The organism is Staphylococcus sp. HMSC063F05 (assembly GCF_001837075.1).
In the GTDB taxonomy this organism is placed as follows: Bacteria; Bacillota; Bacilli; order Staphylococcales; family Staphylococcaceae; genus Staphylococcus; species Staphylococcus epidermidis.
The window spans coordinates 1-26,370 of the sequence record NZ_KV831355.1; the positions used below are offsets into that span (position 1 = coordinate 1).

The window sequence follows — 26,370 nt, forward strand, 5'->3', positions numbered from 1 at the left end:
TACTTATCTTGAACCTTTTTGTCCCAGCCTCTTCTTAATATAAAAACTTTGTCTTTTATAATTTTTTTCTTTATTTTTAACAGCTTTTATTACAAAAATGCTCAAGCTTTATAATTTACAAAGCCTGAGCATTTGAATCTTAATTATTTATTTTTAACCATGTTGTCTGCTTCGCCGAATATTTTACGTTTAATTTCTTCGCCAGTAGGTGTACCTGCTAAACCGCCTAAACCTGTTTCTCTTAATGATGCAGGTAAATTACGACCTACTCTATCCATAGCACCTATGACTTCATCAACTGGAATTTGACTTTCAACTCCAGCTAGTGCAAGGTCTGCAGATATTAATGCATTTCCTGAACCAATAGCATTACGCATTACACATGGAATTTCAACTAAACCAGCAACTGGATCGCAAACTAAGCCTAATAAGTTACTAATTGCCAATGCCATGGCATGTCCTGATTGTTCTGGTGACCCGTTAAAAATTGATACTGCAGCAGCTGCAGCCATTGCAGATGCCGAACCCACTTCGGCTTGACAACCACCAGTTGCACCGGCAACGCTCGCGTTGTTTGCAACTACTCGCCCGAATAAAGCTGATGTGAATAGAAAATCTATCATTTGATCTTCAGTGATATTATGAGTTTTTTCTAATTTAAATATTACGCCGGGAATCGTTCCCGAGGAACCAGCTGTCGGAGTAGCACAAATAATACCCATTGCTGCATTGACTTCGTTCGTTGCAACTGCACCTTTGACTGCATCAATCATTTCATGACCTGATAATGCATGATTATTCTCGTTGTAATCTCGAAGTTTAGCAGCATCATGACCTGTATAACCTGTTACACTTTCCACACCATCGCCAGTCGTACCTTTTTCAACTGCCTCACGCATAACATTTAAGTTTTGTCTCATTAAATCACGCACTTCTTCGCGAGATTTACCTTCTCTTTCCATTTCATCATTAATCATCATATCAGCAAAACTGATGTTATTTTCAACTGAATAATCTATTGTCTCTCTAATTGAATCAAACATGTTAATCCCCCTCTATTTGATATAGGAAACGTTTAAATCACTATGTTTATCTTTAATAATATTTAATGCTGATTCTGAGATTGCTTTATTTAAAGGAAATACAACTAAACCTTCATTATCATTTGTTTCTATTAATTCTTCACCTAAGTCTAAGTCCATATCTGATAAATCATTAATAAGATGATTTATTTTAGCTTTATTCATATTTCCATCTATAACTAACATTGGAAGCCCATGATTCAGTTCCACATTTAAACCATTTACATTGATACCTTTTAGTTTGATTGTACCGCCACCAATAGAAATACCTATCACTTCTATATAACGTCCGTCTTTCGTATTTGCTTTGATATAAGCACAGTTAGGATGTTGACCAATACTTTCTCCTTCATCTTCAATAATATCAATTGTAATATTTTCATCTTTTGCTATGTCTAAGGATGATTTAATTCTACTATCGAAAGTGCTGTAGCCCATAGCACCTCCGACAATAGCAACGTCTGTACCATGCCCTTGATGCGTTTTAGCAAAAGATTCATAATAACGAATTTCTATATGCTTAGGCATATCTCCTAACACAGCTCTCGCTGAATTACCAATTTTTACTGCACCTGCTGTATGAGAACTTGAAGGTCCCATCATTACTGGTCCAATAATATCGAAAGCACTTTGATAATCATAGCTTTTAGCCATCATTAAACACTCTCCTTAACTTGGTTTTTTCTACGTGGTAACTTGAATCCGACATTCATCAAGTTAAATTTATTAATAATAGCACTAATAACGTACGCTAATATCACACTTGCAATTGCTACTGCGATAATTGTAATTGTAGATCTTACAGCGTCGTTAAAGCCATAAAGTACAATAGCACCTGCTATAGGTGTTGCCATACCTTTAATATCAATAATTAGTCCACTGTATGTGACAATACAAGCATTTACAACACCAATAATGGCATTCGCACCAAACAGTTGTAGTGGATATTTGGCAATTAAGTCAATTTGAGTTAACGGTTCTACAAATACCGCGAAGGCATTACCTTTATTACCAATTTTTAATTTGCTAAATAAGATTCCATTAACAAAAGATGCTCCTGTACATGTTAATGCACCAATTGCCATTGGAATACCAGTTAAACCTAATAAGCTTGTAAGTACCATTGAGCTTAATGGCGTCATACCAGTTACAGGAATAACAAGTCCTAAAATGACTGCTAATGCATATGGGTTGTTATCACCTACTGAAGTGATTGCACTACCAATTTGTTTAAGTACTGCAATAACCCCTGGAGAAATTAAGTTTGCAAGACCAAATGTAACTGCTGGAGCCAATAAAATAACAACAATTAAATCTAGTCCCTCTGGAACTTTTTTCTCAACAAACTTGATTCCAAATGCAACAACATACGCTGCGATAAACGCAGGTAATAATTTTGAGTCATGTAATACTAAACCTACAATGACTGCAAATACTGGAGACACTTCTAACTTTAGACAAGTTAATATACCAACAGCTATACCACTTAAACTCCCTGCTAGATCACCAATTTCTTGGAAAAATTTAACATGGAATACGCCACCAATTGCGTAACTTAAGAACGCCTGTGGTAAAAACGTGGCACAAGCAGCCCCTGATAAAGCTTGTAAACCTTGTTTACCATATGGCGCAAAATTTAAGAAAAGCGTCATGATAATAAGAACGAGTACTAAAGTCCCTACTCCTAAAATAATATCCATTTCCCCAAAACCTTCTTTCTTTATTTTTAGGCCATAGTTATCGTACACCCTAAAGAAAGCGATTTCAACAATTTATTGAACACAATTAAGTCTATATTGTGAATTAATTCACAAAATCGTTTTAATAGTCTTCCTAAAACATTTATATACACGAATTTTATATTTTACGATAGTTTCAAATTACTTTTTTTAGTTAATTGGTTTTATTTATCTACTTTAAATACTGTAAAAGTAAAAAGTTAATCACAATGATTCAATATTTTGTCAATGCATAACTAAGATGACTCCATGTATTCTAACGCTAAAAGTCATGTTTGTAAAAAATTAGTCACAATTAAAAAAGGAGCGGAACTGAATTCATCTAAAAATTCTATGTCCCGCTCTATCGCTCTTATTGACTGAGTTTATAAAAAACTTAATGAACCAAAAATTCCATTTCAATCAATGATTGCGAAAAGATTGAGAATCTACACGTAATTTTATGGTATAGATTCTAAGCAATATGAATGTTTATGTTAAATAATGTGTTTTAATGACTTAATATCAAATAAATGAAACGAATTTTATCATACTTTAACCTTCTTATAACTTACCTTTCGTACCTTTTATGGTGGTGCTCGACATCTCACTATCAAATATTTTAAGTGTCTATTTAATTTTTTGTATGGCATTGCGAGTAAAAATAATATTGACTCAATGAATATTCTTGTCTCGCGAGATGTTCAGGTAATTGAAATATAAGTAAAAAAAGCTTTTGTATATGGAAAATAAGATCATTCAAAGACGGTATTGTGAAGGTATTTGAGATTTCGAGATATTGGAAATCTCTATGCCATGCGTGGATGCTATATTGTAATGGATATAAATGGTCTTGCTGTTCGTGATAGTTTAAATCAACCTTTATGATATAGTTTGGTAGTTTTATTTCGAAAGAATTATTCTTTAGAGAAACAGGAACTTGACATTTGGTAATTTCGTTGATTAATTTTTGTAATAGACAAATTAAAATATCATTGTCTTAATCAGAGCTTTGAGGTGGTGTAATTTCTTTACGAATAGAATGCTGATCTAAGGGGAATTTGAGCTTTAAACAATGTTTTTGAGATTGTAACTTTAGACTTTTCATTCTAGAATAAGCACTCAAAATTAAATGTATTTGCTGACGTGGATAAAAATGCAGGAAACTTAATTGTTCATTGTTAATAGGGGTCGGAATTTCATCCTTTAAATGAATATAACAATTGTCTACGCGATTCTTAGGCTTCATAATTTTACTTCCTCGCAATGTTTTTCGAAGTTGATGAATCGGTGGAATAGATATTTGATGCTCTTCAATTATCATTAATAAGTTATAATAATCTATTTCATTCAAGTAGGCAAACGTTCTTGGCGTAACATATTGTAACTTTTCATATAATTCTTGTTTTGAAATAAACATAGTATCATCCTCTCGATGCTTATATAGTCTTGATTGCTCAAATCTTAAAAATGATACCTATATTAAACGTATAATTTAAATCAATGTCAATATTCATTTTAATAATTAAATTTTTACTTATCATTTTTAGTAGACAGTTTTTCAATTTTTGAACTTTTCTTCGACAAAATTGTATTTACTGTTAATAAATATAATTATTTTTTTCATTTCCTTATAATTGACTATAATAAAAAGACTCATCGCCATTAAAAGTGAGCGATAAGTCTTTAATATTTTAATTCGTTATCGTTAACAAATCAGCAGTAAGCTGTTTCGTTTGTTTATATATAGCTTCATAAACTGAATAGTATTGTTCATAAAGGTCATGATTTTCATTATTCGGCTCAAACACCTCGTCTACTTTAATAAATGCCTCTACACAAGACTCAATTGTTTTAAACCATCCTAGACCGTATGCCGCTAAAATTGCCGCTCCCATGCTTGGGCCTTCTTCATGCTTCAATCTTTTTATTTGCACATTAAAAATATCAGCTTGAAGTTGTAACCAAAATCTACTCTTAGCACCACCACCGATTGAAGTGATAGAGTTCATTTCATGACCAGCTCGTCTCATAATCTTTATAGAATCATATAAAGAATACGTTATGCCTTCGATTACTGCTCTCGCAAAGTCAGCTTTAGTATGTTGCCCACTGATACCTATAAAACTTCCACGTATTTGAGCATCACCATGTGGCGTACGTTCTCCAGCTAAGTAAGGTGTAAATAGTAGTCCATTGGCACCCATCTTTGAAGATGCAGCTAAATTTAAAATCTCTTCAAAAGATTCATTTTCAAAAAAAGTTTGTTTTAACCAGTTTAAACTATAGCCTGCTGCCAACGTTACTCCCATTGCGTAATAAGTATCTGGAACACTATGATTGAATAAGTGTAAATTACTATCATATGAGGTCACACGTTGGTATTCAACATTTAATACAACACCTGAAGTACCTATGCTACATAATGCACTTTTATCATGGATGACACCAGCACCAATTGCACCACATGCATTATCACCACCCCCAGCATATACAGCAACATCACTAGATAATCCTAATTCTTTAGCCAGTGATGAAGTTACATTTCCAACATACGAATGTGATTTTACTAAGGGTGGATAGATATCACCAATGTTAAATGTATCTCCAACATCTCTTGTCCATTCATAATTCTCAGGATTGAATAATAATGTACTACATGCATCACTATATTCCATATGAATTGTCTGCGTTAAGCAATAACGTAAATAATCTTTAGGCAACATAAAAACCTCAACTCGATTCCAAATTTCAGGTTCATGTTGTTGTACCCATAACATTTTAGGAAGTGTAAATCCTTCTAATATCGGATTGTAATTCAATCTTTCACCATATATATCTTCAATTTGTCTACATTGTATTGAATTTCTAGTATCATTCCATAAAATCGCTTTTCTCAAAGGAATGCCATTATCATCAACTATGACCAACCCATGCATTTGACCTGAAAAAGAAATCCCCTTTACTATCTTATCTGACATTTCTGTTGATTGAATTAATTCTTTTATCCCTTTCTTAGTAGCCTCAAACCATTCATTAGGGTCTTGTTCGCTATAACCAGGATGCTCTTGGTATAACTTTAATGTTTCGCTTACTGATTCAATGACATTTCCTAGTTGATCAACAGCAATAATTTTTATTGCGCTTGTGCCTAAATCAATTCCTAGAACTACTTCTTTCACCATCGTTCACCCTTTGTTTAAAAAGTTAATTAAGTATAAATATATCATAAATAGTTAGAACGAGAATTAAAACTTAAAATTAAAAGGTATTCATTACACTATATGAGGGTGTGGAGAAGAATTCGTGTTAAATTTCGTCATCGTCGTGCAACTGGCTTAATCTGTTCGATTTTTCTATAATCTCTTTTTATTGGGCCTTTGACATTATTTAAACAGTTATAAAATTTAGAGATTCCCTCTTTATAAGTGAAGAAAGTCTGCGACATTATTTCATGTCACAGACTCTTATTTCATTAATTATATTCTGCCTCTACTTCTTTACGTGTTGGTATAGAAGCTTGTGCTCCTTTTCGTTGTACCGTTAGAGACGACGCTTGATTTGCAAGTCGAATAGCCGATTCTAAATTGCTCAAATCTTTATTTAACTCACTTAAAAAAGCACCTATAAATGTATCTCCTGCTGCTGTCGTATCTATTGCTTTTACATTACACGCAGGAATCATTTTGTATTGTTCTTGATATGCACAATACGTGCCTTGCTCCCCTAAAGTAATTAATACTGCAGATATACCTAAATCGAGAAAATATGTTGCTGTTTCTTTCATATCACTTTCATTATTGATTGAAATACCTGTTAATAATTCTGCTTCCGTTTCGTTTGGAATAATTATATCAGTTAACTCTAAAAGTGACTTAGGCAATTCAATTGCCGGTGCAGGATTTAATACAGTAGTGATATTTTGTTTACGAGCAATTTTAAATGCTTGTTCTATCGCCTCAAATGGAACTTCAAGCTGCGCTACAACAAAGTCTGCACCAATAAACGCATCCACACTCATCTCAACATCAGTTGCACTTAATGTCATATTCGCACCACCGTAAACAAGAATCGTATTTTGTCCTGCTTCATCAACAGTGATAAATGCTTGCCCAGTTTCTTCACTTTCTGAAGTTAAAATATATTGTGTATGAATACCTGCTTTTTTGAAATCTTCCAATATAAAGTTGGCATTGCCATCTTTACCAACTTTACTGATAAATGTTGTATCTGCTGCTAATCTACTAGCTGCTATGGCTTGATTGGCTCCCTTGCCCCCACCAAACTCCTTTTGAGCTTGATTAATATGTAATGTCTCACCGGGTTTTGGAAACCTTTTAACATTAAGAAATTTATCTACATTTGTTGATCCAATTACAATCACTTTATTTTTATTCATTTCAACTTCACCTACTTTATCTTTTTAAAAGCACAATCACATGACTATTAAGCTTAAAAAGTCACATTAGATTCTAGGATAATGTTAGAAAAAGGGGTGATTTCACCAGTACGTATATTTCCTTTATTTAAAGGAGATTTTAACATTTCTTTCATCTCAGAATGCGCAATAAATTTAATTTCTACATCATCATTGATTAATTTCTTAATTGCTTTTAATTGCTGTGCATTCGCAGTTTTAATTTCTTCTGCTAAATATATTTTTTGTATTTCCATTTCAGTTAACACTGTCTCCAACACATCAATGAAACATGGCAATGACTTAGTCACTGCTAAATCTATACGTTTGTCATCATTAGGTATAGGCATACCCGCATCATTAATCGTTAATAAATCATAGTGACCTAGTGTGGAGATTGCGCTTGAAATGTGACTATTTAATACTGCTGTTTTCTTCATCTTATTCGTCCCTTCTTAATATTATTTAATAAACACTGTGATTGATGCTGCAACTAAAATAAGAACTAATCCCACAATTGTAATCATTAATTCTTTTGATGTTTTTTTCTGATTTAAGAAAAAAATGCCTGTTAGCGTTGCTAATACTACAGATGTTTGAGATAGAACAAATCCTGTTGCTAAACCATTCATATTAGGTTGTGCTGAAATTAAATAAGTTAAAGCAGCAAACGCAAAGAAAAATCCGGATATTGTTTGTTGCCAACTTACTTTCTCTTTAAAAGCATTACCTTTAGACATATTCATCAACGCATAGATGACAGCCACAATGACCATTCCTATAGCTTGAGGTAAAAAAGCTTTAAATCCACCAATATCCGTTGCTTGAGGTGCAGCAGAATATATCCAATAGCCAATTTCACCTACAAGTAATAAGATCACTGCACTTCGTAGATTTTTACTATATTCTTGTTGCTTTGTTTCAGTCCATACAGTCATACGTGCACCTATAAGGATTACGAGTAAAGCTAGAAATCCAATGATTTTGTTTGTTATACCGGGCCAGTTGCCAAGCGCAAAAACGCCCCATAAAGATGCACCAAGTAATTGAAATGCAGTAGTAATTGGCATCGCTCTTGATGAACCTACTAATTCGAACGCTTTAAAAGTAATAATTTGACCAAATGCCCATCCTGCACCTGATATGAGCGAAAATACTAATGCCATACCTCTTGGTAAACCTATACCTTTAAATAGTGCTAGAACAATTGCGAAGATCAAAGTACCAACAGTAGCACCAAAGATTTGATTGACTGGACGTCCACCAAACTTAGAAGCGATAGTTGGAAATAATCCCCAACCTAATAGTGGCCCTAATCCGATTAAAATAGCTATAAAGTCCATAAGACACCTCTATATATTTCATTTTTATATGTAATTCTTCCACTCAATCATCATACTACTTCTTTCATTCATTGTATACGCTTACACTCTTTGTCAAAAAATTGTCTTAAATTATATTCATATTTAAGTTATTTTTATCGTTAAACTTGAAAACAAATAAATATGTATATAAAATTTATAATTTAATACACACAAAAAAGCACCTTAAATGTTTTCATTACTCATTTAAGGTGCTTATTAAATTAAATATTTATTTTAACGGTTACCTACATCATGACCGACATCTACAGTATTTTTATCTTTATCATAAACAGCACCTTGGACACTGCCAAAGTTTGGATCATTATGCTTTTCTTCAACACCATAACCAAGACTTTTAAAGATATTTATATCTTCATCAGTCATAGCATTTTCGTAAAATATCGTGCCGCCGTCATTATAAAATCTTGGTTTATTAATAGATTCTTGTAATGAACCATCACTGTTTAAATAATCGACAATCACTTCATTAAGAATTGTTGGAATCTTGTTCCCACCTGGTGTACCAATACCCATATAGAAATTAGGGCCAACAATTACTGACGGAGAAATAAATGATCTAGGCGCCTTGTGAGGTTCACCATGATTAGGACTTGATTTATCCTTACTAAAGTCGCCTAAAGAGTTATTCATATAGAATCCCTCTTTCATATAGTCTCCTGTCCCGAAGTAACTGGATAGTGTATTAGTCGTACTTGCTAACTTACCATTCTTATCAATAACTACAAAATGGGTTGTACTTGTATTATCCGTTCTAATTTGATCAAAATCACTGCCATTATCTGTGTTTTCACCAATATTAACTTTGTTAAGTTCACCAAGTAAATAATCATCAGTCAGATGTTGTTCATTACTAGGCTCATTACCATTAACAATGTCTCTATTCTTATACATAACATCACGTGATTTAATCATTGCTGTGATAAAATTATTGCGATCCATATTGTCTACATTTTCTTTTTCATCAATTTTCAATCCTTGAAGCATTAATGTGCCTCCTAAAGGATTAGGTGCTGAATACACTTGATTATTCTTATAATCAGTACTTACCGCTTCTTTTTCTTCTGTTTTAAATTCTTTGAAATCTCTTTCAGTTAATTTATTATCTAATTGTTTTGAAACACTTTTACCAATATCTTCATAGAAGTAATCAGGACCTTTATCTTTGATTTTAGTTAATGTATTAGCGAGTTTGTCTTGTTTTACAATATCTCCTTCGCGAACACTTTTATTTCCTTTATAGAATGGTGAGTTGTGATCAATATCACGACCATATAATTTCAAACTTCTTTCTAGTTCTGAATCTACCTCAAAACCATCTTTAGCAAGCGGAATAACGTAATCTAAAATCTTTTTCTCATCCATTTTTCCTTCTTTCGCGTGCATATCATGTAATCCTCTCACGAAGCCAGGAACTCCAATTTTGTCGCCTTCTTTATATTCATATGAGGACATTGTTTTATATTCATAAGCTTTAGGCGTTTCATTCTCTTTACCATTATATGTAAGTGTCGCACCGCCACCTCCTAGTCCTGATGAATGAGGTTCTGTCACTGCTAGTGCATAAGAAACACCTATTGCCGCATCAACCGCATTTCCACCATCTTCAATAATCTTATTTCCGACTTTCGTAGCTATTTTATTATTAGATGCGACACCATAATTTTTAGGTTTACCTGCTTGTTTATGATTTGTAATTTTGTTTTCATACAATTTATCTTTGTCCACTTTTTTCTCTGTTGTATAAAAATAAAAGAGGAACGAAATGATAATTGTTATAACTAAAATGACAGATAATGTCACTTTATTATATATATTCATAATTAGCTTGCCCCTTTTGAAAGATATTGCTGTTCACCATTATTTAATTCATGTTGCTCATAATTATCTAAACCTTCATTTGCCCTAGCGAAAGTAACTAATAAAAAGATAACAACTACAAGAATGACTACAACAATTGGTAACCAATGCTTTTTAATATTCAAAAGTATAACCTCCATTTTGATCAGATTTTAAATCAATTGATTTATCTTTAATGTTATTTTTGAATCGAATATGATCCATTTTATTCATATTATCTTTAGAGATTTTTCCATCTTTTGATTGAATTGGTGTGATATGGAACTGATTATGCGAACCTTTCCAGTCTTGTTGTACAATCATTCCTTTCTGATTTTTTGATAAGAAGTTATCAGACGTTGTGTTACCTAAACTATAAAAAATAGGCGTTCGCTTATAATTTTCAACTTTTTGAATAACTGTATTATGACCAATAATGACATCTGCACCAGCATTCGCTAACGCATGTGCATATTCTTTTTGACGTGTAGTCACATTTCGTTCATTAGGTATCCCCCAATCTACATTGACTACGACGTAATCATTATTTTCCTTTAATTTTTTTATTAAAGGATAAAATATATCTGGATCTAAACTAATTGACGTCGTGTTTTTTAAAGAGTTAGTATAGTTAGATTCGATATCGGTAAATGAAACATTAGCTATTTTTTTACCTTTAATGTCTTGTTGTACAGTTTTACTATTAATTGGATTTGAACCATTACCTGTTAAAAAATTATAACCTGCTTGGGAATCTATTTTTCTCATCATTGCTGTCGCTTGAATATTATCCATAGATTCGTTGATTAAGTTAACACTTTTAACATTATGCTTGCGTAGAAACATGATATTTTCAATATTTTTATTTATGTTATCTTTTTGATTTCGTGAAAAATCATTTACTATTAATGAACCTGTTGAAAAATCACTATGATCTAAAGTATCTTGAATACCTTTAAAAACATCATTCAAGTTAGTTTGTCGAATATGTTTATTTAAAGTGACGTTACCTAAATAGGTGATACGAATGCTATCTTTGTCTCTCGTATCACTTTTTACAGGTTCTACTTGTATTGATTTAACAGCAAATATGAGTAGAACTAACGCTACTAAAAGTACAATTGCCGTGTAAAGTGTATTTTTCCTTTTATGTCTTTTAGATTGTTTAAGCAACCACTCACTAGGCGATAAACGTTTTTTCTTTGTCATTAGTACGCGCTCCTTGTTCGTGATTAATTAATAAAACTATATAAAAATAAGATGATATATGTAATACATGTTAATAACATTGTTGTAGAAAGTGTAATGACTACACCTTGTTTTTGAATTGTATTCGCAATAATACCAGGAATGACAACACCTATACCTGAAACTTCAACCATTTCAAATGGGGTCAATGGGTACAAGAGATCAAATATAAATTTAATCACCATTCCTGTCAGTATCATGGCAGCGAATTTTCTTCTACCATATAAAATAACCCACTTACTAATACCGTTGCTTACGATAAAATAAGTTAAGCAACTAATGATTAATACTGATAACAACATGATCGGTTGATCAAAAATCAAAGCTAAATAACCTGGAACGACTAACCCTGCTGGATTAATCCCAAATTTCTCAGCAAATATCAAACTGAGTACGACACCTACGAATAAGGAGAAATATAATTCTGAACCTATCATTTTATTCTATCCCTTCTATGAATTCCGCTATTCTACCACCCGGGCCGTGGATGTTTCCTACACAAAATACAAGTGCATTCTCAGCTTCATGTAAAATACCTTTTTCAATCTCTACAAAGTCTCGTCCTTCATAATTGATATATGTTTTTTCTGGCATAGTTTCCATAAACTGTGTCACCATTTGTGTACTTTTTCCTGTACAAATGAGAACATCGTAATCGACTTCACCTAAAAAGTTATCAACAAAGAGTTGTGTTCTATCAACCCTATCTGAACGACAATTGAGAATGATTATTTTCTTATCGTATGGATAATTATATGATTCCACTTTATTTAAAATCGCTTTTGTAGACTGCGGTTCATTAGCAGCGAATGCATTAACAAATACATTTTTTGTGCGATTTGCATGGAAATATTTAATTCTAACAGCACCTGGATCGGCTGGTGCATTTAACATACCTTGTAATGCAGTTTCTTCATCTACACCAACTGCTTGCGCTATTCCTAACACAATAGCTACATTATCAGGAAATACTAAATAATCGAACTTCCGTAAATATGATTCTGGTATGACGTCTTTATCTACAACAATGAGTTCTGAATTACGCTTTTTAGCTTCCTTTGCAAAGAAACTAGTATAGTTATCTTTCATTACAACTAATTTCCCGTTATATGGAATTGTTGCAGTAAAAGCTTGCGCTACATCTTTAAGTGTCGGTCCTAAGACATCCATATGGTCTTCCATCACATTAACAATTACACCGATATTTGCTTTTACTAAATCATTTTGAAAGGTAATTTGATAATCTGGATTTACAGCCATACACTCATTAACTAGGGCATTTGCTTTTTGTTTAACCACCTTACGAATAATATCTCGTTGTTCTCCAATGTTGGCGCCTTGTGGTTTTCTGATTACTGGATATTCCTTTTCAGTAAACCAATAGAGCATTCGTGCATCTGTTCCTGTTGTCTTACCAACAACTCTATACTGGTCCTCACGTAGAACACTGTAAGCCATCCGAGTAATCGTAGATTTCCCACGAATTCCATTTATGTTAATACGTAATGGAATTTTTTCAAGTCGATTTGCATGACGCTTCTTCTCTTTAATTCCTAGCCAAAGAATAAGCGCAACACACGCTATAATGAGTAACAATCTGCTTTACCTCTCTTTTCTTATGTATGTAAATCATGATACTTATAAATCTTTTTAATATTAAATTGTAAATTTTAAAGATAGTTAAATAACCTTAAATCATCAAATATAAATAAACTAACCATTTGTTAATTTAATATTCTACATATTTAAGACATCTACTATAAATGGCTTAATCTTTTGCTAGTAGTAGACTATCACTTCGATATTGATTCAGTTTTAAAAACTTTAAATCAATGTTATGTTAACGTAAATTTATGTAAATTCATACCATAATAACATTTTTTTTGTGAATACAAATTAAATTTCACAGAATTAAATTACGTTAATCACAATAATTATAGCTTATCATAGTTGGGTCATAATAAATTTACTTATAATTTACATTAGATTAAAACAACGATGTTACATTATATATGAAAGATATTACGACTTTAGGAGGAGAGGTATGGAGAAGTCAGTTAAACTTGCTGTTGGCATCTATCTAGCAATTATTTTAATTATTTGTAGTATTTACCTCGCATTTATACTTATTGGAAGCTTAAATGGTAAAGACATGAGTAATTCTGTTTTAGATACTGATCACTCTCGTATCAACAATACTTCAAGAAACAGTAACGAAGATGTTACGTCATCAAATAATGAGTCAAACAATACAAAAGCGCACTCATTTGCAAACTCTGAATATAAAGCTATTAACATAAACGAAGCATTTAAAAATAATAAGCAAATTAAAAAAGCGAATTCGAGTTATCAATACTATTGATAACAAGAGTTCGCTTTATTTTTGGGAATACATAATTATAATCTTTCATTAAGTATCCACATCTCATTTGATTATAACTCTTTTGTGACAATGATTTTTTTAAGCTGTTCTAAAAAGCGTTGACGCTCTGGGATAGGGAATAAGGGATAAATATGAAATAAATTGTAACCTGGGATAAACTGATGCTTTATTCCTTTATCATTTAACATGTGAGAGAACTTAACTGCATCAGGATATAATGTTTCTTTGGTTCCTACAGTAAGTGTAATATGTCCTAGGCCTTCTAAATCACCATTCATTGGAGACATCTTATAGTCATCTAGTGGTGCATCACCAGCCCATAACTCTACAAGATATTTACTGCCATCAATTCCAAGCATTGGATCTTCTTTTTCATATTTTCTTGCTTCTGGATTCTTAAATGTCGCATCAAGCACCGGTGAAATAAGAACAATATGGCCAGGTTGACTGAGTTGCTCTTTTTTTAACATTTGTGCAAAAGCTAATGCAATTTGTCCCCCGGCTGAATCTCCAATGATGACCAAGTTTTCAGGTTCATCAATTTTAGTCAATAATCGCTTATATATTTTTGTTAATAATTCAAATGTCGTACGATAATCTCTGTGTGGTATTTTAGGATATACGGGCATAATCACCCTAGCATCGAGCGCATCAACGAGTAAGTCTAAATATTCAAAATGATTTTCCAAAGGATCTTGGAACCATGCGCCTCCATGTACATATAAGACCGTGCGTTGATCTGGAAGACCATGATCATTAACAACATAGACTAAAGAACCATAATAATCTCTTATTTGAACTTTATGCTTAAATTCATATGTTGTTCCATTATATTTACCTGCAGTTTGATATTTAGTCTCATTCAAAGCTTTTTTCGCGTCATCTATACTTTCAAATGTCTTTTTCATTCCTGATATTCTAATCATTTTCTCTTGTAAAAAACTTTTATAACTACGCTTTTCTTTCACTTTTGCGAATAAAACTGTACCAAATAATGTCGAACCTATTATAGTAGCAATCTTTTTAAACATGAATGTGCCAACCTCCTCAATCTATAACCATTTTAAACCATCAGCGTCTAAACATTGAGTAATTGGCTCAATTTATTAAATCTTATTTAATATTAATAAATCCATTACCTAAGACATCACGCACATCATGAATCACTAAAAAGGCATTTTCATCATATTGATTAACAATCTTTTTTATTGCTCCAACTTGATTTTGGGATACCACGGCATATAGAACTTCTGTATCACTTTTTTGGTAAGCACCTTTACCACTTAATAAGGTTGCCCCTCTTCCAGTCATTTCATATATATCAGCACTGATTTCTTTATTATATTTTGAAATAACTGTCACAGCTTTTTTAGGATTAAATCCTTCAACAACAAAAGACATTGATTTTTCAACAATAAATAGCATCACAATAGTATATAATACATTCGTTATAGGTAAAACAACGATAAATGATAACACGATGATTGCATCTAATATAAGTAGTGCTTGTGACGTCTTCATCTCACTATATTTTGAAATGATACGTGCAATGACAGATGTACCACCCAATGTACTATGAGCAGTAATTACTAACCCAGAACCGATTCCCAACATTAAACCTGCAAAAATTGAATTAATAAAATTATCATGAATACCTAATCCGAATGTGTGAGTTAAATCAAGAAAAATTGAACTTGCGGTGATTGTTATAGCAGTGTAAATCGCTGTCGTTCTACTGAGAAATTTCCAACCTACAATAATTAATATTGCGTTAATGATGAAGGAACTGAGTGCGGGTGAAATACCTAGAGTATAATTCAGAATTAATGAAAGGCCTATAGAACCACCCTCACCTAAATTGCCCGGTATAACAAAACTATTTACTGCGATTGCAATAAGTAATGTCCCTATAAGGCATAAAGATATATTAATCATATGGACTTTATTCTGTTGCTTCTTCATTTTGGCCTCCTTCATCTATTGACTGTTTAATTTAAAATATACGAGATTAATCATAACACGAATGAAGATACAGCCCAATGATTAAAAATACAAAAAAATAAATGCCTGTGAAATCTACCGAATTAATTTCCCAGGCATTTTTAAATTTGCTATTTGATTTTCAATTATTATTTTAGAATAGCTTAATCGATGGCATTTTGCATTATATACAATTGTTTTTCAAACGATTGCATATCGATAAAACGTGCTTGTCTATGCATTTCTTTCCCTTTCAAAAAAATTAAATCAACAGGTACTGTAAAAATAGAAAGTTCTCCGGCAATAGCTTCAACATTAGATTGATTAATCACACCTAATTGTGCTTTCGGATAGTCCTTTAGTAAATCTTGAATTTGGGGTAATACTGCATGACATACTGTACAATTATCTCTCATAATATGAACAACAGCTAAAGCGTGTGCATTTATAAATCGGTAAAAATCTTCAATATTTTGTATATTCTCATACATGATATACACCTACTATCTTTCAAAGACTTAACTCAATCATAAATGATTTAAGTGTAAATGAACAATGTATCGCACTTCACTAATTTAAATACTCTATTTAATTTCATAAAAAACTGAACACACTGAGTAAAATGTATTTTTTCACAAAAATTATATATATCCATTCAACAAACGTGGTATAATTATTGTGAAAAAATTTCACATAATAAATGGAGGTATTGATATGAAAGCTTATGAATACTTAAAACCTGGTCATGCACAACTTACGGATAAAGAGAAGCCAACTATTACGAGCAGTACTGACGCTATTATTCGCATAGTTAAGACGACAATATGTGGTACAGATCTTCATATCATAAAAGGAGATACACCTGAAGTTAAATCACATACGACACTAGGTCACGAAGGTATTGGAATCATTGAAGAAATTGGTGACAACGTTAACAACTTCAAAGTTGGAGATAAAGTGATTATCTCTTGCATTTCATCATGTGGCAAATGCTACTATTGCAAAAAAGGTATCTATGCACATTGTGAAAACGGAGGAGGATGGATATTAGGACATTTAGTGAATGGTACTCAAGCAGAATATGTTAAAGTTCCTTTTGCAGATAATTCTTTATATCACGCCCCTTCAAATTTAAAAGAAGACGCCCTTGTAATGTTATCAGATATACTTCCAACAGGTTATGAAATTGGTGTTTTAAAAGGTAAAGTTAAACCTGGCTGTACAGTAGCCATTGTAGGTGCTGGTCCTGTAGGTTTAGCAGCATTACTTACAGCACAATTCTATTCACCTTCAAAAATTATTATGATTGATTTAGATGATAATAGATTAGAAACCGCTAAAGAACTAGGTGCTACGCATTTAATTAACTCTAAAGAGACTGAAACCGCAATTAAAAAGGTAAAATCGTTAAATCCACGTGGTGTTGATGTTGCTATTGAAGCTGTCGGAATTCCACAAACCTTTGATTTATGTCAAAATTTAATTGGTGTCGATGGTACGATTGCTAATGTTGGTGTGCATGGGTTACCTGTACAACTTGATATAGATAAATTATGGATTAAAAATATTAACGTAACTACTGGTTTAGTTTCAGGAAATACAACTGAAGAATTACTTGAAGCGTTAAAAAGCAAAATAATACAACCAGAACAACTCGTGACACATTATAGTAAACTGAGTGAAATCGAAAGTGCCTATGATTTATTTAGAAATGCAACAGATCATAAAGCGATTAAATTAATCATAGAGAATGATATCACAATTTAACATATAAAATTGACCTGATTAAAAGATAAATCTACTTTTAATCAGGTCTTTATTGTTATGTTTACTATCTAAAATATAGCCATAAATAACCAACAAATACCGGTAATGTTGAAACAGAATTATTCAACATGTGAACCATCATACTATCTTTGATATTACGTCTTCTGTTATAGGCAAGGTATAATACACAACCCATTAGAAAATAAATTGCATATGAAAATATATTTGTTGATAAATGTTGTGAACTAAAAATAATAGAAGATATAATGAATGGTAGCCAAAATCGATATTTCATAAATAATGTTTCTTTAAAAATTCCTCGGAAGAGTAATTCCTCTAAATACGGACCTATAATACATATCATTAAAACAACAGTTGCAACAATTGAAATATGTGGTAAATGGTCTTTTTGTAAAAGTAAATCTAAACTTTCATTGATTTCTTTCTCATTCGCTGTAGTATCGTTGCCAGTAAATATGACCATTAATACACTACTTAGAATACTAAAAACCATTGATAATACCAGAAAACCAATATTAATAAAGATATCTTTTCCCCTCATTGATTGATATTGTCTTTCATATGTATGACTCAAATAATAATTCCTAACTAACCATATGATTAATAGTGCTGTACCAGTTATTAGCATACTTAATGCGATGGATGTTAACTTACTGAATTTCACTGAAAAAGGTAAAGCTATTAGTGACACGCCAATAGGTATTTGAATTAATAAAATCATTCCGATGAATATCAAAATATTAATTATTTTATTACCTTTAGGTTTTTCGTTAGAAGATTGATTTTGTTTCAAGTCATCCATGATTACCATCTTTCCTTTCTCTTTAAAATGATATGTCCAATATCAACATTGCCTATAATTATCACGCTTGTCAACTTTGTAAAATTCCCCTTATTAAAATGAACGCTAAACTAGGATAGAATTCATTGTCCCCTGTCTTCTCCCCAACCCCAACTTGCTTTGTCCGTGGAATTTCTTCGGAAATTCTCTGTGTTGGACTCATCTCATAAGAATCTGTATATACATAAAGAAAGTCTGGGACATAATATATCCTTGTCCCAGACTTATTTGTTTTAGCCATTAAGTTATTCTTATAGGCTTTATTTAATTGTCATAATCGCTTTACCAGGATCGACTTGTTTTACATCTTCAATTGTTAATGTTTTGTCTTCTTGGTTTGTTATGATTACTGGTGTAATAATACTTGGAGCATGTTCCTTTAAGTATTCTAAATCAATCTTCATTAATGGTTGACCTTGTGTTACTGGTTCATCAGTATTTACCAAACTTTCAAAACCTTCACCATTTAATTTAACTGTATCGATACCAATGTGAATTAACACTTCAACACCACTATCAGACTCCAATCCTATCGCATGTTTTGTAGGGAAAATTGTTTTAACTGTACCATCAAATGGTGCTACAATTTCTCCTGAATCTGGTACAAATCCGATACCATCACCCATCATCTTTTCAGAGAAAACTTTATCAGGTACTTCAGATAACGGTATTATCTCACCATGTCCAGGTGCGTAAATTTCTGTTTCTACAATATCTTCCACATGTACAGGATCATCTGACACTTCTTCATCAATTGTTGTTTCACTTGGTTTTGTAATTTCTCCACTTATTATCTTAGCCATATCATGTTTGATTTGATCAGATTTAGGACCGAAAATAGCTTGCATATTGTTACCGACTTCAAGTACTCCTGAAGCACCTAATGATTTAAGGCCGGCAACATCAACTTTTGATTTTTCATTTACTTCTACTCTTAGTCTAGTAATACAAGCATCTAGATGTTTAATATTTTCTTTACCACCCATTGCTTTCAAAACATCGAATGGCAGTTGACTAGCCGATGTAGTTGTTACAGATGATTTTTTATCTTCACGACCTGGTGTTTTATAGTTAAATTTAACAATAAGGAATCTAAATACAAAGTAGTAAATCACTGCATAAATAATACCTACTGGGATGACAAGCCACCATGCTGTTTTATTAGGTAGAATACCTAATAAAACATAATCTATAAATCCTCCAGAGAAAGTATATCCTAAATGTACATTTAACAAGTATAGTGTCAAGAATGATAAACCATCTAATACTGCATGAATTACGAATAAGAATGGTGCTACAAATAAGAATGAGAATTCTAATGGTTCAGTAATACCAGTTAAAAATGATGTTAATGCAGCAGAAATCATTAAACCTGCAACTACTTTCTTATTCTCAGGTTTTGCTGTTTGATAAATAGCCAATGCTGCAGCTGGTAATCCAAACATCATGACTGGGAATTCCCCTTGCATGAATTTACCAGAAGTTAAATGAGCACCTTCACGGATTTGTTCAATAAAAATACGTTGGTCGCCTCTAATTATCTCTCCAGCAGCATTTTTCCAAGAACCAAATTCAAACCAGAATGGTGCATGGAAAATGTGATGTAAACCAAATGGTATTAATAATCGCTTAATAAATCCAAATAAAAATACAGCTAAACCTGTATTTGAATCTAATAACCCCTCACTAAATGCATTTAAACCGTTTTGAATCGTTGGCCAAATAATTGCCATCGGAAAGGCTAAAATGAAAGATGTTGTTGCCATCATAATTGGTACAAAACGTTTACCTGCAAAGAATCCTAAATATGATGGTAAGGTAATATTATAGAATTTGTTATAACACCAGGCTGCTAGTGCACCAATAATAATACCTCCGAACACACCTGTTTGAAGTGTAGGAATCCCTAATACATTTGCATATCCATTAGTTGGATCAGATAATTTATCTGGAGTTACATGCAAGAAAGCCCCCATTGTTTTATTTAAAATGATAAAACCAACAAATGCAGCAATAGCAGCTACACCATCTCCACCTGCAAGACCAATTGCTACACCTAAAGCAAAGATAATAGGTAGATTATCAAATATAATACCACCAGCACCTGTAAGCATATTAGCGATTTGTTGAACAATATCATTTTTTATAAATGGAAGATAATGTTGTAACGCTTCGCCTTGAAACGCAGTCCCAATTGCTAATAGCAACCCTGCAGCCGGTAAAATCGCAACTGGTAACATTAAAGCTTTACCGATACGTTGCATTTGACCAAATAGCTTTTTAAACATAATCAATTCATTCCTCTCTATCTTCTTATTTACGTGCCACAAAAAAAGCATGAACAAATAAGACTATCAATTTCATATCACGAAAGATAGACACTCTTATTTGCTCATGCCTGCATAACCAGTAACACGCAATGATTTTATTTACATCTAGTATACACATTCAATAAAGCGTTTACAATACTTTTTGAAAATTTTACATAAAAAAACTCGACTACTTAGAGTCGAGTTTCTAAAAATGTATTATTATAAGAAACGTTTAGCTGCTACAGAGATTGGTGGGATTTGATCAAAGTCTAAGTTTTTATCTTCAGTAATTGATCTATAAGCCCATTTACTGTAACCAAATGCTTCTTCGTTTACAATTTTACCTGGTAATGGTGCAGCATTAGGATCAACATGAACATCAACGATTGTTGGAACATCTTGAGCCATTGCCTCTTCAACGATGTCGTCAAGACGACTTACATCTCTCACAACATAGCCTTTACCACCAGCAGCTTCAGCAAATTTAGCATGATCCATATCAGAGAAATCAATGGCATACTCTAATTCACCAGCAGCTTGTTGTTCATATTTAATGAATGACAATTGTTTGTTATTTAATACGAAGATTGTCATTGGTAAGTTATATTGAACAGCTGTAGCAAAGTCTTGCATTACCATTTGGAACGCACCGTCACCTGTGATAGCTACTGCTTGACGGTTTGGATAAGCAATTTTAGCTGCCATCGCACCTGGTAAACCACAGCCCATAGTACCTAACCAACTAGAAATAATGAATTTATTATTTACAGATAAGTTTAAGTAACGCGTAGACCATACTGTAGAAGTACCAACATCTGCTGAGATAATTGCATCATCTTTTAAGTTAGCATTGATTGCTTTCATTAAACGTTCTGGACGTAATGGTGAATTGTCATTATTCAAATCTTGTTTCATCCATTTATCCCAAACTGCTTTACGTTCTAATGTCTTATCTAAGAATGGACGTTTTGCAACATGCTTAATGTTTTCAGTTAGTTGATGGAAAGCAACTTTACTATCACCTAAAATACCTACATTAATTTTAAAGCGTGCACCAATATTTTCTTCGTTCGTATCGATTTGAATAGCTTTAATGTTTTTCTTAGGTAAATAGTTAACATACGGATAGTTCGTACCAGCCATAATTAATAAGTCTGCATCTTGAATTGTTTGATAAGATGTTTTAGTACCAATTTTACCTAAGTTACCAATACTATAAGGATGATCGTCAGGTAAGATTGTTTTTGCAGGTAATGTGTGAATAACTGGAATTTTTGCAGCTTCAATAAATTCACGTAATTCATCTTTAGCGTGTTGTGTACCTAAACCAATAAGCATTACTGGTTTTTTAGCTTTATCAATTAATTTAGCTGCTTTTTTAATACTTTTGAATTTTGGTGAAGCTGGTTTTGGTTTAGTTGTATCAACTGCACGATTTGTAGTGTCTTTAATTTTTTGAGTTAATAAGTCATTTGGACAAATGATAACAGAGACACCTTTTTTCTCGTATGCCGTACGAATTGCTTCATTTGTAATTTCAAATACGTTATCACCTTTTTGAATTTGGTGGTGATATACAGCAACATCATCAACCATTTTAGAAATGTTTGTCTCTTGGAAGAATTTTGTACCTAATAATGTACTATTTGTTTGTCCAGCAATAATAAGTTGAGGTACATTATCCATTTTAGCATCGTACATACCATTTAATAAGTGTACAATACCAGGTCCTCCGATACTTAAAGCTACACCAATTTTCCCTGTCATTTTTGTGTAACTTGCAGCAGCTAAACTCGCTACCTCTTCATGACGTACGTGATAGAATTTAAATTGATCTCTGACCGTACGTAAGCTATCAACAACAGCATCTACTGAGTCGCCAGGAATACCATATAAATGATCAATATTCCAGGTTTGTAATGCCTTAACTAATGCTTCATTTGCTTTAATTTGTGCCATTTTTACAAATAGCCTCCCTTTCTATTAATATGAGTAAATCTTTTTCCCTTTAGTAAAACAATAAAATCAGTACTGGTATGAGAACAGAACTAATGACTGCTGTTAAAATCATACCAATTGAACTGAACGCTCCTGATTCAATATCAAGCTCTAATGCTTTTGCGGTACCAAATGCGTGAGAAGCATTCCCATAAGTTAGTCCTCGCGCAATGGAAGATTTAAAACCTCCCATACGTAAAAGCATTGAACCTAAAATACTGCCGATTAAACCTGTAGTTATGATAAAGAGCACAGTAATTGTATCTGTTCCTCCCAATTCTTGAGAAACCTCTATACCTACTGCTGCTGTAATTGATCTAGGTAACAGGGTAACAATTGTGTCTTTAGAATAACCAAAGATTTTCAACGTTGTAAATACTAACACAAAATTGAGAACTACACCAGTCAACACGCTTGTGAAAATAATTGTTAAATATTTTTTTATTTTCTTTTTATTTTGATAAAGTGGGTATGCAAGACATACAACTGTAGCGTTTAAAACATGGTTAATCCAGGTACCACCTTTCATATACCCCTTATAGCTTACTCCGCAAACCAATAAAACAATAATTATTGCAATTGATGCAATAAGAGCTGGATTTAATAGTGGATTATTGTATTTATCTTGAATCTTTTTGGAAACATAGTACAGAACAATAGTTAACAAAATCATTAGAACTGCTTGTAAGTATTCATTCATGAGTGATCAGTTCCTTTACGTGTATTGCTTTTTTCTAGCATTTTTTCAGCGATATAACCTGATGATAGTGCTACAAGGCATGTACCAATTATAATAACAATAAAGAATAATATATAATTCATCGTGATATTAGATGCAACATCCATAATTCCTACCACTGATGGGATAAAGAAGAAAACCATTGTTTTAAGTAAAAAGTCTGCTCCTACATTAATCCATGATTCAGGTACAATTTTAAATTGTAACAATAGGAAAAAAAGCATAAGCCCTACGATACTACCTGCTAGAGGTATATGAAGTAATTTTTGAACTTCTGTGCCTATAAAAGTAATAAGCATGATAAGGGCAAGTTGAAGTATTAACTTAATGACAAATTTTGCTTTTTCCATCAACAACACCCCTTTCTAAAAATGTGTCCAAATTGTTACTGTATTTTTTTAGTGACATTTTCTATTATAGTGTTTGCTATTATATATTAAAAATATTTATTCATGATATTTTATATTCCTTAAATCTATGAAAACGCTAGCAAATTAATAGTGCTGAGAACTAATTGATAGTAAAAAAACGTAGGGCAGAATTAATTTATAATTCAAAACCCTACGTTTTCGTTGTAATATGACTTTGTAAAAACATATTATTTCACATCTTTAACAACTTCGCTCTTTTATTAAATGCATTGTTTGTTATTATATTTATATTATTCTTCGGATAATCTTTCTTTCAAAAATTCTATCCATTTATTTGTAGCATGACTTAAACGTTTATCTTTTTTCCAAACGACACCAAGCTCCCAAGTTGTATGTGCATTTTCCAAATGTACAATTTTGACGTCATCATTAAGTAATTGTGCTATAGTGGCTGGCAATATGGAAATACCTAATTGATTAATGACAAGATTTTCAATCACATTCCATTGTGAGATTTGTGAGGCCATGTTCGGCACGAATCCAGCATTCTTCGCATTTTCAATAATTTTATCGTTGAGATAGAAATCTTCATTAAATAAAATGAAGTTCTCATCAGCTAATTCTTCCATTTTAATAGAAGATTTTTGTGCTAAAGGATGTTCTTTATTTAAAACTACAGTCAGTTCTTCTTTGTTTAAAGATATACATTCAAATTTTTGATGATCTACTGGCAATGTTGTCACACCAATATCCACTTCATCATTAAGTATAAGGTTTTCAGTCGTCTTACCACCACTTTCGATTAAGTTGTACGTAATATTCGGATAAAGTTGATGAAAGTCTCCTAATACGCCAATAAATTTACGCATGCTCATCACTGCAGACATACTAATAGTGATATGACCTGTTTCTAAACCATACAAACTATTAATTTCAGTGGGCAAATTATCATATAGTGCGATGATTTCTTGACATTTCTTGAAAAAAATTTTACCTGCATCAGTAAGTACTAAACTTCTTTTACTCCGGTCAAATAAAGGGACAGCCATCTCTGCTTCAATATCCTTAATTGCTTTACTGATAGTTGGTTGCGCAATATACAAGGATTTTGAAGCGTTTGTCATACCACCTTGTTTGACAACTTCAACAAAGTATTTCATGTGTTTTATATCCATGCATATCCCCCTAGTTTTGATATAATTCAATAGTAAGTTTAATTATACAACAAAATTGACCTTTCTAGCGATTAATATATTTAAAAACTATAATTCAAAACATTTTATTTAGTTTTTCAAGTATTTTAAAAAACGAAAATATGTTAAAATAAAAGTCGGCTCATAAAATATATTATGAGGTGAGATATTGAGCTTTTACGAATTTATGCAAAATTTCCTAGGTGATGACACGCCATTAGGTGAATTGGTTGATTGGATTAATCAAGATATCAATTTCCCTAAAGACGTGACGAGCCAAAAAGAAATCTTGACATATTTTCGAAATCATCCATGTCCGGAAAACATACCAGTGACGAGTATCAAACGGGCACTAGCTGTTTTCAACCAATTCACTAAAGTATAAATTGATGTTATGACATGACTTTAACATTTACGCATACTTATATACATGGAGTTAATCATCTCGTACCTGAGTGAGATTACATTTTATTTGAATGTAGTCTCACTCTTTTTTTACTCAAACGATTATTACGATAAAAATATGTATATTTCATTAATGTTACATTTACTTTGATAATTCATTTCTTATATTGTATAGCGCATTTTTAAATACTATTATTATTACTGTCATTAAATAAATACATTTTTTGGGAGAAAGAAATGAAATTCAAAAAATTATTATCTCGTATTATTATCGCTACAATGATTACATTTACTGGAACACTCTCATATCAAGCTATTGAACAAACGCATATTTCCCATGCTGCACATAATTATTATGGTAAAAAACAATGCACTTGGTGGGCATTTAAACGTCGTGCTCAATTAGGTAAACCTGTATCAAATCGATGGGGTAATGCTAAGAATTGGTATAGCAATGCACGTCGATCTGGTTATGCAACTGGACATAAGCCTCGAAAATACGCTGTTATGCAATCAACGAGAGGCTATTATGGGCACGTAGCAGTGGTTGAAAAAGTATATAAGAATGGAAAAATCAAAATTTCTGAATATAATTATAATGTGCCATTAGGCTACGGCACACGCATTATTAGTAAATCGTCTGCACGAAACTATAATTATATTTATTAATCAAA

General features: G+C 32.2%; 26 protein-coding genes and 1 pseudogene. 4 read left to right on the plus strand and 23 right to left on the minus strand.

Going from position 1 to position 26,370, the window contains the following annotated elements:
- Positions 1–143: 143 nt before the first annotated feature.
- From sdaAA to pgsB, 13 genes and pseudogenes are all read right to left on the minus strand, one after another.
- A complete protein-coding gene (gene sdaAA / locus HMPREF2576_RS08290) occupies positions 144–1,043 on the minus strand; it encodes an L-serine ammonia-lyase, iron-sulfur-dependent, subunit alpha (protein WP_001832363.1) in 900 nt (299 codons plus the stop codon).
- Between the two features lie 12 nt (positions 1,044–1,055).
- Positions 1,056–1,736 (minus strand): L-serine ammonia-lyase, iron-sulfur-dependent subunit beta, encoded by a 681-nt coding sequence (sdaAB, locus tag HMPREF2576_RS08295; protein ID WP_002493287.1) that lies wholly within the window; start codon positions 1,734–1,736, stop codon positions 1,056–1,058.
- Between the two features lie 2 nt (positions 1,737–1,738).
- Complete coding sequence (locus HMPREF2576_RS08300) at positions 1,739–2,782, minus strand: PTS sugar transporter subunit IIC (protein ID WP_001832326.1); 1,044 nt, start codon at positions 2,780–2,782, stop codon at positions 1,739–1,741.
- Positions 2,783–3,434: 652 nt separating this feature from the next.
- A pseudogene (locus HMPREF2576_RS08305) lies at positions 3,435–4,220 on the minus strand (hypothetical protein).
- Positions 4,221–4,494: 274 nt separating this feature from the next.
- Positions 4,495–5,985, minus strand: coding sequence for a xylulokinase (xylB, locus tag HMPREF2576_RS08310; RefSeq protein WP_002484493.1), 1,491 nt, complete (start codon positions 5,983–5,985; stop codon positions 4,495–4,497).
- Between the two features lie 290 nt (positions 5,986–6,275).
- Positions 6,276–7,199, minus strand: coding sequence for a ribokinase (rbsK, locus tag HMPREF2576_RS08315; protein ID WP_001832325.1), 924 nt, complete (start codon positions 7,197–7,199; stop codon positions 6,276–6,278).
- Positions 7,200–7,252: 53 nt separating this feature from the next.
- Complete coding sequence (gene rbsD, locus HMPREF2576_RS08320; protein WP_001832333.1) at positions 7,253–7,657, minus strand: D-ribose pyranase; 405 nt, start codon at positions 7,655–7,657, stop codon at positions 7,253–7,255.
- A 21-nt stretch (positions 7,658–7,678) separates the two neighbouring features.
- Complete coding sequence (rbsU, locus tag HMPREF2576_RS08325) at positions 7,679–8,560, minus strand: ribose/proton symporter RbsU (RefSeq protein ID WP_070856395.1); 882 nt, start codon at positions 8,558–8,560, stop codon at positions 7,679–7,681.
- 255 nt (positions 8,561–8,815) lie between these two features.
- The gene (locus tag HMPREF2576_RS08330) at positions 8,816–10,420 is read right to left on the minus strand and encodes a gamma-glutamyltransferase (RefSeq protein WP_001832324.1); all 1,605 of its coding nucleotides are present in this window, start codon (positions 10,418–10,420) and stop codon (positions 8,816–8,818) included.
- 2 nt (positions 10,421–10,422) lie between these two features.
- The gene (locus HMPREF2576_RS08335) at positions 10,423–10,584 is read right to left on the minus strand and encodes a hypothetical protein (protein WP_001832373.1); all 162 of its coding nucleotides are present in this window, start codon (positions 10,582–10,584) and stop codon (positions 10,423–10,425) included.
- Positions 10,574–11,647, minus strand: a complete 1,074-nt coding sequence (locus HMPREF2576_RS08340) for a CapA family protein (RefSeq protein ID WP_002467717.1) — start codon at positions 11,645–11,647, stop codon at positions 10,574–10,576. The genes HMPREF2576_RS08335 and HMPREF2576_RS08340 overlap by 11 nt, the downstream gene beginning before the upstream one ends.
- Positions 11,648–11,670: 23 nt before the next feature.
- A complete protein-coding gene (gene pgsC / locus HMPREF2576_RS08345; protein WP_001832320.1) occupies positions 11,671–12,123 on the minus strand; it encodes a poly-gamma-glutamate biosynthesis protein PgsC in 453 nt (150 codons plus the stop codon).
- 1 nt (position 12,124) lies between these two features.
- The gene (gene pgsB, locus HMPREF2576_RS08350; protein WP_001832369.1) at positions 12,125–13,282 is read right to left on the minus strand and encodes a poly-gamma-glutamate synthase PgsB; all 1,158 of its coding nucleotides are present in this window, start codon (positions 13,280–13,282) and stop codon (positions 12,125–12,127) included.
- A 448-nt stretch (positions 13,283–13,730) separates the two neighbouring features.
- Between pgsB and HMPREF2576_RS08355 the strand changes: the two genes are divergently transcribed.
- A complete protein-coding gene (locus HMPREF2576_RS08355; protein WP_001832368.1) occupies positions 13,731–14,048 on the plus strand; it encodes a hypothetical protein in 318 nt (105 codons plus the stop codon).
- A 71-nt stretch (positions 14,049–14,119) separates the two neighbouring features.
- Here the strand turns inward: HMPREF2576_RS08355 and HMPREF2576_RS08360 are convergent, their stop codons facing one another.
- The 3 genes from HMPREF2576_RS08360 to HMPREF2576_RS08370 form a co-directional block, all read right to left on the minus strand.
- Positions 14,120–15,100 (minus strand): alpha/beta hydrolase fold domain-containing protein, encoded by a 981-nt coding sequence (locus tag HMPREF2576_RS08360; protein ID WP_002469072.1) that lies wholly within the window; start codon positions 15,098–15,100, stop codon positions 14,120–14,122.
- Between the two features lie 82 nt (positions 15,101–15,182).
- Entirely contained in the window at positions 15,183–16,031 is an 849-nt protein-coding gene (locus HMPREF2576_RS08365; protein WP_001832362.1) for a YitT family protein, read from the minus strand.
- 182 nt (positions 16,032–16,213) lie between these two features.
- The gene (locus HMPREF2576_RS08370; RefSeq protein WP_002469040.1) at positions 16,214–16,540 is read right to left on the minus strand and encodes a thioredoxin family protein; all 327 of its coding nucleotides are present in this window, start codon (positions 16,538–16,540) and stop codon (positions 16,214–16,216) included.
- Positions 16,541–16,763: 223 nt separating this feature from the next.
- Between HMPREF2576_RS08370 and HMPREF2576_RS08375 the strand changes: the two genes are divergently transcribed.
- Complete coding sequence (locus tag HMPREF2576_RS08375; protein ID WP_001832329.1) at positions 16,764–17,816, plus strand: zinc-dependent alcohol dehydrogenase family protein; 1,053 nt, start codon at positions 16,764–16,766, stop codon at positions 17,814–17,816.
- A 64-nt stretch (positions 17,817–17,880) separates the two neighbouring features.
- On the opposite strand, the gene HMPREF2576_RS08380 is transcribed toward HMPREF2576_RS08375, so the two are convergent.
- The 7 genes from HMPREF2576_RS08380 to HMPREF2576_RS08410 all read right to left on the minus strand — a co-directional run bounded on the left by HMPREF2576_RS08380 (position 17,881) and on the right by HMPREF2576_RS08410 (position 25,273).
- Complete coding sequence (locus HMPREF2576_RS08380; protein WP_001832343.1) at positions 17,881–18,648, minus strand: CPBP family intramembrane glutamic endopeptidase; 768 nt, start codon at positions 18,646–18,648, stop codon at positions 17,881–17,883.
- 61 nt (positions 18,649–18,709) lie between these two features.
- Complete coding sequence (locus HMPREF2576_RS12660; protein ID WP_044555367.1) at positions 18,710–18,919, minus strand: hypothetical protein; 210 nt, start codon at positions 18,917–18,919, stop codon at positions 18,710–18,712.
- Positions 18,920–18,938: 19 nt separating this feature from the next.
- On the minus strand, positions 18,939–20,966 hold the full coding sequence (gene ptsG / locus HMPREF2576_RS08390; protein ID WP_001832339.1) for a glucose-specific PTS transporter subunit IIBC: 2,028 nt from the start codon (positions 20,964–20,966) through the stop codon (positions 18,939–18,941).
- Between the two features lie 243 nt (positions 20,967–21,209).
- Complete coding sequence (locus HMPREF2576_RS08395) at positions 21,210–22,949, minus strand: pyruvate oxidase (protein ID WP_001832342.1); 1,740 nt, start codon at positions 22,947–22,949, stop codon at positions 21,210–21,212.
- Between the two features lie 49 nt (positions 22,950–22,998).
- Positions 22,999–23,688 (minus strand): LrgB family protein, encoded by a 690-nt coding sequence (locus HMPREF2576_RS08400; protein ID WP_001832367.1) that lies wholly within the window; start codon positions 23,686–23,688, stop codon positions 22,999–23,001.
- On the minus strand, positions 23,685–24,077 hold the full coding sequence (locus HMPREF2576_RS08405; RefSeq protein WP_001832353.1) for a CidA/LrgA family protein: 393 nt from the start codon (positions 24,075–24,077) through the stop codon (positions 23,685–23,687). The genes HMPREF2576_RS08400 and HMPREF2576_RS08405 overlap by 4 nt, the downstream gene beginning before the upstream one ends.
- Positions 24,078–24,388: 311 nt before the next feature.
- Positions 24,389–25,273, minus strand: coding sequence for a cidABC operon transcriptional activator CidR (locus HMPREF2576_RS08410; protein ID WP_001832366.1), 885 nt, complete (start codon positions 25,271–25,273; stop codon positions 24,389–24,391).
- A gap of 187 nt (positions 25,274–25,460) precedes the next feature.
- Here HMPREF2576_RS08410 and HMPREF2576_RS08415 point away from each other — a divergent pair, with 187 nt between their 5' ends.
- Both HMPREF2576_RS08415 and HMPREF2576_RS08420 read left to right on the plus strand, forming a co-directional pair.
- Positions 25,461–25,676 carry a sterile alpha motif-like domain-containing protein gene (locus HMPREF2576_RS08415; protein ID WP_001832364.1) on the plus strand — a complete coding sequence of 72 codons (216 nt, stop codon included), beginning with the start codon at positions 25,461–25,463 and terminating at the stop codon, positions 25,674–25,676.
- Positions 25,677–25,933: 257 nt separating this feature from the next.
- A complete protein-coding gene (locus HMPREF2576_RS08420) occupies positions 25,934–26,365 on the plus strand; it encodes a CHAP domain-containing protein (protein ID WP_002438102.1) in 432 nt (143 codons plus the stop codon).
- Positions 26,366–26,370: the final 5 nt, after the last annotated feature.

Excerpts from the sequence above, each read along its gene's own strand:
- sdaAA (WP_001832363.1), bottom strand. The coding sequence starts at position 1,043 with ATGTTTGATTCAATTAGAGAGACAATAGATTATTCAGTTGAAAATAAC.
- sdaAB (WP_002493287.1), bottom strand. The coding sequence starts at position 1,736 with ATGGCTAAAAGCTATGATTATCAAAGTGCTTTCGATATTATTGGACCA.
- HMPREF2576_RS08300 (WP_001832326.1), bottom strand. The coding sequence starts at position 2,782 with ATGGATATTATTTTAGGAGTAGGGACTTTAGTACTCGTTCTTATTATC.
- xylB (WP_002484493.1), bottom strand. The coding sequence starts at position 5,985 with ATGGTGAAAGAAGTAGTTCTAGGAATTGATTTAGGCACAAGCGCAATA.
- rbsK (WP_001832325.1), bottom strand. The coding sequence starts at position 7,199 with ATGAATAAAAATAAAGTGATTGTAATTGGATCAACAAATGTAGATAAA.
- rbsD (WP_001832333.1), bottom strand. The coding sequence starts at position 7,657 with ATGAAGAAAACAGCAGTATTAAATAGTCACATTTCAAGCGCAATCTCC.
- rbsU (WP_070856395.1), bottom strand. The coding sequence starts at position 8,560 with ATGGACTTTATAGCTATTTTAATCGGATTAGGGCCACTATTAGGTTGG.
- HMPREF2576_RS08330 (WP_001832324.1), bottom strand. The coding sequence starts at position 10,420 with ATGAATATATATAATAAAGTGACATTATCTGTCATTTTAGTTATAACA.
- HMPREF2576_RS08340 (WP_002467717.1), bottom strand. The coding sequence starts at position 11,647 with ATGACAAAGAAAAAACGTTTATCGCCTAGTGAGTGGTTGCTTAAACAA.
- pgsC (WP_001832320.1), bottom strand. The coding sequence starts at position 12,123 with ATGATAGGTTCAGAATTATATTTCTCCTTATTCGTAGGTGTCGTACTC.
- HMPREF2576_RS08355 (WP_001832368.1), top strand. The coding sequence starts at position 13,731 with ATGGAGAAGTCAGTTAAACTTGCTGTTGGCATCTATCTAGCAATTATT.
- HMPREF2576_RS08360 (WP_002469072.1), bottom strand. The coding sequence starts at position 15,100 with ATGTTTAAAAAGATTGCTACTATAATAGGTTCGACATTATTTGGTACA.
- HMPREF2576_RS08365 (WP_001832362.1), bottom strand. The coding sequence starts at position 16,031 with ATGAAGAAGCAACAGAATAAAGTCCATATGATTAATATATCTTTATGC.
- HMPREF2576_RS08370 (WP_002469040.1), bottom strand. The coding sequence starts at position 16,540 with ATGTATGAGAATATACAAAATATTGAAGATTTTTACCGATTTATAAAT.
- HMPREF2576_RS08375 (WP_001832329.1), top strand. The coding sequence starts at position 16,764 with ATGAAAGCTTATGAATACTTAAAACCTGGTCATGCACAACTTACGGAT.
- HMPREF2576_RS08380 (WP_001832343.1), bottom strand. The coding sequence starts at position 18,648 with ATGGTAATCATGGATGACTTGAAACAAAATCAATCTTCTAACGAAAAA.
- HMPREF2576_RS12660 (WP_044555367.1), bottom strand. The coding sequence starts at position 18,919 with ATGGCTAAAACAAATAAGTCTGGGACAAGGATATATTATGTCCCAGAC.
- ptsG (WP_001832339.1), bottom strand. The coding sequence starts at position 20,966 with ATGTTTAAAAAGCTATTTGGTCAAATGCAACGTATCGGTAAAGCTTTA.
- HMPREF2576_RS08395 (WP_001832342.1), bottom strand. The coding sequence starts at position 22,949 with ATGGCACAAATTAAAGCAAATGAAGCATTAGTTAAGGCATTACAAACC.
- HMPREF2576_RS08400 (WP_001832367.1), bottom strand. The coding sequence starts at position 23,688 with ATGAATGAATACTTACAAGCAGTTCTAATGATTTTGTTAACTATTGTT.
- HMPREF2576_RS08405 (WP_001832353.1), bottom strand. The coding sequence starts at position 24,077 with ATGGAAAAAGCAAAATTTGTCATTAAGTTAATACTTCAACTTGCCCTT.
- HMPREF2576_RS08410 (WP_001832366.1), bottom strand. The coding sequence starts at position 25,273 with ATGGATATAAAACACATGAAATACTTTGTTGAAGTTGTCAAACAAGGT.
- HMPREF2576_RS08420 (WP_002438102.1), top strand. The coding sequence starts at position 25,934 with ATGAAATTCAAAAAATTATTATCTCGTATTATTATCGCTACAATGATT.